Origin of the sequence: Pseudomonas sp. JV245A (genome assembly GCF_032424515.1) — a bacterium.
GTDB lineage: Bacteria > Pseudomonadota > Gammaproteobacteria > Pseudomonadales > Pseudomonadaceae > Aquipseudomonas > Aquipseudomonas protegens.
In genome coordinates this window covers 1-8,078 of the sequence record NZ_VYKE01000194.1, presented here as the reverse complement: position 1 = coordinate 8,078, position 8,078 = coordinate 1, and the positions used below count along the sequence as shown (strand labels likewise).

The 8,078-nt window shown below is 65.6% G+C and carries 6 protein-coding genes and 2 pseudogenes; 1 reads left to right on the top strand and 7 read right to left on the bottom strand.

Annotation, left to right across the window (positions count from 1 at the left end; translation table 11 throughout):
- The 5 genes and pseudogenes from F6S12_RS28330 to F6S12_RS28310 all read right to left on the bottom strand — a co-directional run.
- Positions 1 to 225 (bottom strand): annotated as a pseudogene (locus tag F6S12_RS28330) (ABC transporter permease); the annotation flags it as partial.
- 7 nt (positions 226 to 232) lie between these two features.
- Complete coding sequence (locus tag F6S12_RS28325; protein ID WP_047283525.1) at positions 233 to 1,069, bottom strand: ABC transporter permease; 837 nt, start codon at positions 1,067 to 1,069, stop codon at positions 233 to 235.
- A gap of 10 nt (positions 1,070 to 1,079) precedes the next feature.
- Positions 1,080 to 2,192: an ABC transporter substrate-binding protein gene (locus F6S12_RS28320; protein WP_015633809.1), complete on the bottom strand. Its 1,113-nt coding sequence runs from the start codon at positions 2,190 to 2,192 to the stop codon at positions 1,080 to 1,082.
- An 85-nt stretch (positions 2,193 to 2,277) separates the two neighbouring features.
- A complete protein-coding gene (locus F6S12_RS28315; protein WP_019093895.1) occupies positions 2,278 to 3,369 on the bottom strand; it encodes an ABC transporter ATP-binding protein in 1,092 nt (363 codons plus the stop codon).
- 149 nt (positions 3,370 to 3,518) lie between these two features.
- Positions 3,519 to 4,436: a LysR substrate-binding domain-containing protein gene (locus F6S12_RS28310; protein WP_011058712.1), complete on the bottom strand. Its 918-nt coding sequence runs from the start codon at positions 4,434 to 4,436 to the stop codon at positions 3,519 to 3,521.
- A gap of 283 nt (positions 4,437 to 4,719) precedes the next feature.
- Between F6S12_RS28310 and F6S12_RS28305 the strand changes: the two genes are divergently transcribed.
- On the top strand, positions 4,720 to 6,303 hold the full coding sequence (locus F6S12_RS28305; RefSeq protein WP_161466411.1) for an amidohydrolase: 1,584 nt from the start codon (positions 4,720 to 4,722) through the stop codon (positions 6,301 to 6,303).
- Positions 6,304 to 6,588: 285 nt separating this feature from the next.
- On the opposite strand, the gene F6S12_RS28300 is transcribed toward F6S12_RS28305, so the two are convergent.
- Positions 6,589 to 7,797, bottom strand: a complete 1,209-nt coding sequence (locus F6S12_RS28300) for a methyltransferase (protein ID WP_315869589.1) — start codon at positions 7,795 to 7,797, stop codon at positions 6,589 to 6,591.
- A 48-nt stretch (positions 7,798 to 7,845) separates the two neighbouring features.
- Positions 7,846 to 8,078 (bottom strand): annotated as a pseudogene (locus F6S12_RS28295) (ABC transporter permease); the annotation flags it as partial.

Sequence of the window (8,078 nt, the reverse complement as noted above, 5' to 3'; positions counted from 1 at the left end):
GCTGGTGGCGCTGGCGATGGCCAGGCTCTGGCCGATGCTCGACAGCCAGTCGGGGTTGCTCAGCAGCGCCTCGTAGTGGCGCAGCGACCAGTGGCCGTCGGGCATCGACAGGTAGCGTTTGGCGGTGAAGGAAACCGGGATCACCGTCAGCAGCGGGAACAGCATGAAGGCCATGGCGACCACGGCGATCAGCCGGGTACTCAGGGCAGTGCGATGTGTATTCATAGTGACCTCAACCCACCAGTCGATTGACACGGGTGATGCGCATCAGCAGCCAGATCAGCGCGCTGACCAGGGTCAGCAGCACCAGGCTCAGGGCCGCGCCCAGGCCCCAGTTGCTGGTCTGGAACATCTGCAGGAACACGTATTCGGCAATCATCACCGTCTGCCCACCGCCCAGCAGCACCGGGGTGATGAAGAAGCCCAGGCAGAACACGAAGACCATGATGAAGGCCCCCAGCAGCCCCGGCAGGGTCTGCGGCAGCAGCACCTGCCAGAAGGTGCGCAGGGCGCCGGCCCCCAGGCCGCGTGAGGCCAGCAGCACCCGTTGATCCAGCTGGCGCATGCTCGACAGCAGCGGGAACAGGGCATAGGGGATCATGAAGTGCAGCATACCGATCACCACCCCCAGTTCGTTGCGGGTCAGTTGCAAGGGGTGATCGATCCAGCCCAGGGACAGCAGGCTGTCGTTGACCACGCCGTTGCTGCGCAGGGCGATCAGCCAGCCGAAGGCCCGCACCAGCACCGAGATCCAGAACGGGATGAACACGCAGATCTCCACCATGCGTTGCCAGAACGGCGGGCTGAACACCCAGCAGTAGGCCAGCAGGTAGCCGATCACCAGGGCCAAGAGGCTCACGGTCAGGCACAGGCGCAGGGTGCGCAGGAGCATGTCGTGGATCGCCGGGTCGGTTGCGATGCGCTGGTACTGCCCCAAGCCCGTCTCCGGCAGGGTGAAGCTCCAGCTCACCACGCCGAAGAACGGCAACAGATAGAACACCACCAGTAGCAGCGGCAGCGGGAACAGCAGCAGGCTGCGTTCCAGGCGTGCGGTTCGGGTTGCACTCATGGTTGGCGGCTCATTTGGACAGGTGGGTCAGGTACTGCTCCAGGGTGCTGGAGTAGTGGTCGGCGTACCACTGGGTGTCGAGGAAGATCTGCTTCTTCATGTTGGCTTCGGAGGCGCAGTTGATCTCCCGCTGTTCGGCGCTCATCAGTTGCTGGGTGGCGGCGTTGGACGGGCCGTTGCCCAGGGCCTCGAACAGCTTCAGTTGCCCGGCCGGCTGCAAGGCGTGCTGGATGAACTGCATGGCCGGTGCGGTGCCCGCGGGGTTGTCCTTGAGCACGCCCCAGCTGCTGGCGTTGAGGAAGGCATGGTCGAAGCCCCACTTGATGCGGCCGCCGCTGTCTTCGTGGAGCAGGGTGGCGCGGGTGTGCCAGATGGCGCCCATGGAGGCTTCGCCTTCGATCATCAACTGCTGGCTTTCGGCGCCCGAGCCCCAGAACGACAGGACATGGGGCTTGAGCTCATCGATCTTGCGCAAGGCGCGGGGCACGTCCAGCGGGTACAACTGCTCGGCGGCCACGCCATCGGCCAGCAGCGCGGCTTCGAGCATGCCGTTCATCCACTTGTAGAGGGTGCGCTTGCCGGGGAATTTCTCCACGTTCCAGAAATCCGCCCAGTCCTTGGGGCCGTTGTCGCCGAACTTCTGGCTGTCCCAGGCGATCACGTAGCTGAACAGGTAGCCGGCGATGCCGTGCTCGTGGGACAGCGACGGCGCCACCAGGTCCCGCTGCACCACACTGTAGTCCAGGGGTTGCAGGACCTTGTCGCGGCCCAGGGTCATGGCGCTGTAGCTGTCCACGTCGACCACGTCCCAGCTCGGCCGGCCGCTGGCCAGCTGCGAACGGATGGCCCCTTCGGTGGGGCCGGCGCCGTCGATGCGCACCGGGATGCCGGTGCTCTTGGTGAAGCTGTCGGTCCAGGCGCTGCGAAAGGCATTGAGTGCGTCGCCGCCCCAGTTGACCACCACCAGGGGCTTGTCGGCGGCCCAGCTGATACCGCTGCGCAATGCCAGGGGCACCGCCGCCAGCAGGCCCATGGCCTGGAGGAAGGTGCGGCGGCTGACCTGCCCGCCGCGGGCTTTTTCGATGAGGATTTCAATGCAGTCGCGTTGATGGTGCTGGCTCATGGGGCAAGTCCTCGCGAGGCCGGTGCAGGGCGCGCCGGCCGATTATTGTTATGGGAGAGCTGTGCGCGATGGGGGAGCGGCCGGCTCAGGCTTCCAGCAGGAAGCTGTGGCGTACCGGCCAGCTCAGCCACACCGGGGTGCCGCTGGGCAATCGGGCGCCGGGGTGGTCGCCGGGCACCGAGAGGTTCACCGGTGCCAGTTCCGGGCTGATGTTCAGCGCCAGGTGGGTGCTGGAGCCCTGGTACACCCGCTCGCCGAGGCAGGCGGGCAGCACGTTGTGCTCGCCGGCTTGCGGGCGCTCGGTGTGCAGGGTCATGTGTTCCGGGCGTACCGCCAGCAATTGCGGCTGGCTGCTGATTTCCCCGGACGTGGTGGCCTGCAGCGGGCTGTCGCCAAAGCGTCCGCTGGCCTGGCTGCCGTTGCGGGAAATGCCTTGCAGCGGGAACAGGTTCATCTTGCCCAGGAACTCGGCGACGAAGCGGTTGCGCGGGCGGTCGTAGATGGTTTCCGGGGTGTCGATCTGTGCCAGCCGCCCCTGGTTGAAGATGGCGATGCGGGTCGACAGCGCCAGGGCTTCACCCTGGTCATGGGTGACGAAGACGAAGCTGGTGCCGACCTGGCGATGAATGCGTTGCAGCTCGGTCTGCAGTTGCTCGCGCAGGTTCTTGTCCAGGGCCGAGAGCGGCTCGTCCAGCAGCAGCATGTCCGGCTCGAACACCAGGGCCCGGGCGATGGCGACGCGCTGTTGCTGGCCACCGGAAAGTTCGGACGGCTTCTTGTTCAGGTGGGCGCCCAGGCCCACCACTTCGAGGATGTGCTTGACCCGGCGCTGGCGCTCCTCGGCTTTCACGCCTCGGATGCGCAACGGGTAGGCGACGTTGTCGGCCACGCTCATGTGGGGAAACAGCGCGTAGCCCTGGAACACCATGCCGTAGTTGCGTTTTTCCGCCGGCCGCCGGCTGATGTCCACACCGCGCTCCAGCAGCTTGCCGGCGCTGGGGGTGAGGAAGCCCGCGAGGATCATCAACAGGGTGGTCTTGCCTGAGCCCGAGGGGCCGAGCAGGGTGAGGAATTCGCCTTGGCGAACGTCGAGGTCGATGCCGTCCAGGGCAGTGAAGTTGCCGTAGAACTGGCTGATTCCTTGGGCGCTGAGTTGAGTCGAGGGACTGCTGGACACTACGGAGATCTCCCGCAAAGCCGGCCTGCGCTATGGAATTTTTATTGTCGGAACAGCAGGCGGTCGGCTCATTATTGTGAAAAGCAACGCCACATCAATGGAATAATTTTTGTCTCATTGGTGAGTGAAATTTCCCAGTCGCGAGCGCCTCAGGGTTCGCCGGAGGGGGCGTCCGAGATGTGCTGGGCGCTGGTCTGCAACTGGTTCTTCAACCATGCGCTGAAGGCCTGGACCACCGAGCGCTCGGCCTTGGCCGGGTCGATCACCAGGAAGTAGCCGCGCAAGGCGCTGATGCTGATGTCGAACGGGCGCACCAGCAGGCCCCGGGCCAGGGCGTCGCCACTGAGCAGGTTGTCGCCAATCGCCACGCCCTGGGCGGCGATGCAGGCCGACTGGGCACAGTGCGCATCGGAGAAGGTGATGCCGCTGTCGGCGTTGACCTGACTGGCGCCCGCCGCTGCCAGCCAGACCCGCCAGTCGCTGGTGTCGCTCATGTGGATCAGCGGGAAGTCCTTGAGGTCCAGTGGGGTCTTCAGGCCGCCGATGGCGTTGATCAGGCGCGGGCTGCACACCGGCGAGAAGCGCAGGGTAACGATCTGCTCCACCAGCAGCCCCGGCCAGTCGCCGATGCCATAGGCGATGAACAGGTCGGCTTCGGCGTCGCTGGTGTCGTCCTGGGAGCGCGGGCTGACCACTTGCAACTGCACCTGGGGGTACTGGCGCAGGAAACCGTTGATGTGATTGCACAGCCAGAAACTGGCGAACCCCGGGTTGCAGCTGATGCGCAGTTTTCCGGACACCGACAGACCGTCGAAACGCCGCCCGGCGTCCTGGATGTCGGCCAGGATGCGCCGCACCTCCCGGGCATAGCACTGGCCCTGGTAGGTCAGGCCGATGCCGCGCCCAACCCGTTCGGTGAGGGCAAAACCCAGGCTCTGTTCCAGGCTGATGATCTGGTGGCTGATGGCGCTGCGGGTCAGGCTCAGTTGCTGGGCGGCAGCAGTGACGCTGCCCAGCCGGGCGACCGCGTCGAGGGCGCGCAGGGCGGTGATCGAGGGGTAGCGCATACAACCTCCGGGTCAAGGGAACCTGTGTTCGACGGCGTTCGTATTCCGCACATAGTGCGGCGCAGTATGGGCCGACCTCTCGGCAAACTGGTCAATTTACTTTGACATTGCCGCCTAAAAAATTCGATTGATGTAATCGGCGCTTCACCAATACTGAGCCTCGATCCGGCCTGTAGCCGACCGGACAAGCCTAATAACAACAAGAGGTCCCGCAGGCCGAGTGGGGGCGCTGTGGCGTCCTGGCGCCGGCCGGCCGGAACCTGGATAACCAGGAGTGCCGCGGATGTCCCGTTACAAAGAATTCGCCATGGATTGGGTTGAACGCCACCGCCAGCAACTGTCGGACTGGCACCAGATCATCTGGCATTACGCCGAGCCGGCCTTTCGTGAATACAAGTCCAGCGCCTGGTACGTGCAACTGCTGGAAGCCGAGGGCTTCACCGTCGAGCGCGCCAGCGGCGGCATGCCCACGGCCTTCTGCGCCACCTTCACCCAGGGCCAGGGACCGCTGCTGGCCACCTACGGCGAATACGACGCGGTGCCCGGCAACTGCCAGGCGGCCACTACGCGCAAGCAGCCGCGCGATGGCCTGTCGCGCTTCGCTCCTGGGCACACCGACCCGCACTCGGCCCTGGGCATCAGCGCCCTCGGCGGGGCCCTGGCGGCCAAGGCGACCATGGTGGAATTCGGCCTGCAGGGCAGCATCAGGTTCTTCGGCGAGCCGGCGGAAAAGCTTCGCGCCTCCAAGCCGGTCCACGCCGCCAAGGGCTACTACGATGACCTGGATGCCGCTATCAGTTTCCACCCCACCTACATGCTGCCGCTGAACAACACCACCACCTGGGACACCCACTGCGGCATCGCCTACGCCTACATCTACAGCTTTACCTGCGAGGATCCGCAGAACTGGATCGCCGCCGATCGCTACAGCCCGATCCCGCAGAACCATCTGGCGGCCCGGGCGCCGGGGGCCAATGACGCCCTGGTGCATTTCTACACCCTGAACGAAAGCCTGCGCCGTTCGACCCTGCCGTTCACCGGCCTGTGGAGCTACAACGAGGCGATTCTCACCGCCGGCCAGGCCACCGCGGACAACCTGCCGCCGCACCTGTCGCAGATCCAGTACCTGCTGCGCTGCGATTCCATCGAGCAGGCCGAGACCATCTCCCAGGTCATGGACAACAACGCCGCAGCGGCGGCCATGGCCACCGGCTGCCGCTGGAAAAAGACCTGGGTGTGCAAGTCCCGGGGCGGCCTGCCCAACCACGTCATGGCCCAGGCCACCTACGACAACCTGGCGGCGGTGGGCGCTCCACAGTGGGACGAAGAAGCCCGGGAGATCGCTCGGGAAATCCAGCGCAACCTTGGCCTCGAAGCCATGGAACGGCCATTTCTGCCGGCCACCGAAGCCTTGATCGAACCCCAGGAATGCGAGCGCCAGATGCGCCTGCAAATGCCCGCCTGGCAGAACTACCTGACCTCCGATGACTACCCGGAATACACCTGGCACTGCCCCACCGTGCGCCTGCTGGTGGCCCGGCCGATGCTCAGCGCGCCAGCTGGCACGGTCTATCCGGACTGGGTGTCCAACGCCCTGGGCGGCATCCGCCAGACCATCGACCCGATGATCGAAGTGGCGGCCAAGACCATTGCCGCGACCCTGGTGGACCTGCTGACCGACGAGGCGTTGCTCAGCGCGGCCAAGGCCGAGTTCGTCGAGCGCACCGGTGGCGGTATCGGCGGCAGTCGCTGGCAGGCGCCGCTGCTGCCCGAGGACTTCAAGGTGCCCCACGATTTCCGTTGGCCGGAGTACATCAGTACCGCCCGGGGCGAAGAATGGTGGATCCCGGCGCGAGCGGACGAATAGCCCGCGGCAGGAGGTGACAGAGCCTGTGGAAACGGCCTGGACGAGAGGGCGTTATGCCCGTTCGTTCAGGTGTTTATGCACAACGGATGGGTTGCCAGGGCCTGGACGGGCCGGTTTTGTGGACCGTTTCTCATTCCTTGCGCAACTGGCTGTTTTTTCGACGGTTTATTTTGTGAACAAAAAATGACCAGCCTCTGTTTTTGGCTCCAGGCCAGGCTTTCATGGGCTTTCATTGAATTCCATCAACAGACTTATCCACAGGTCGCGACAGGCCGTCGCAGGCTCTCAACGCTCCGCCAGAAGCAGCAGATTGCGCGGGGTCAGGTGCGCAGGGCAGAAGGTGCCCAGGCGTACCTGGTAGCCCTGCTGTTGCAGAAACAATGCCCGGTCCAGCACCAGCCACAGTTCCAATGGCCGGCGGAACAGGCCGCGCAGCAGTTCCAGGTTGCGCACCTGGGCCAGGCGCTGCCAGCCGGCGGCTTCCAGGGCCGGCCAGTCTGGCTGGCCCACTGTGGATAACTCCTTGAGCGCGGCAAGGTCGCGGCAGTAGTCGGCGAAGGGCTTGTCCAGCCAGTGGCTGGGCAGCGACGGGGTGGGCAGGTATTCATCGACCCCGCGCACTTGCCGCTGCAGCAGGTCGAAAGCCAGGCGCCGGGCCATGGAGCTGTCGCGCTGGCGCCGCACCCGGGCGCCGGCGGTGACGGTTTCGCTCATGGGCAGGGCCAGGTCCTCCAGGGACAGTTGCAGGTGTGATGCCTGGGCCGCTGTGGATAACCCCTGATAGCGGCTGGCGCTGGTGCGGTTGTAGCAGCAAGGGGCAATGGCCAGTTGTTGGCAGCCGTTCTGGCTGGCCAGCTGGATCAGGCGCACATGCAGGTCGCCGCAGGCGTGCAGGGCCACTGGGGTGTGTCGGGCATCGAGGTGGCGGTCGGCGTCGGCGGCCAGTACATCCTGGTGCAGGTGCCGGGCAGGCAGGCCGTGGTGCTGGCTCAGCTGCGCGCCGCTGGTCACCAGCGCCGGATCGTATTCCAGGCAGGTCAGTTGTTGTCCGGGCTGCAGCAGGCGCCGCCCCAAGTGGCCCTTGCCCGAACACCAGTCGAGCCAGTGCTCGGTTGCCCGGGTGAAGTGCAGGCGGCCGGCGAAGGCTTCGATCTGCTGCCATTTGCGCCCGGGGACGTCGACACTGAGGCGCTGGCGCAGGGGCGGCAATGCCTGGCCGGGCCATTCGGCTACGGCAGACAGGGCCCCGGAGCGCGCGGCCAATTCGCCGAAGGGGGCGGGTGCCTGGAGGTGTTCCGGGTGGTTGTGGGCAGCCTCGGCGTCTTCCAGGGTGCGCTGGCGCAGCCACTGGGCGAGTTCCGGGTAGGAGGTTTCCCACGGCAGGTGCAGATGCTGGAACGGACGAGGCCGCCAGAGATCCTGGTGTTCAAGCAGGAAGCCGTCCAGGGCCTGGAAGCGATCGAGCAGCGCGGGGCCTTGGAGGATGGCGGGCATGGTGTCGAGTCCGGGGCAGGCCCGCTCCCTGGCGGGAGCGGGAGAAGATCAGCGTCCCTGGCAGGCGTCGACCCGCAGCCAGCGTTCCAGTTGGCGGAAGGCCTGGACCAGGATGAACGACATCAACAGGTAGAACACCCCGGCGGTGAAGAACATGTCCACCGTCAGGTAGTTGCGGGCGATGATGGTGCGCGCCATGCCGGTCAGTTCCAGCAGGGTCACGGTACTGGCCAGGGAGCTGGCCTTGAGCATCAGGATCACTTCGTTGCTGTAGGCCGGCA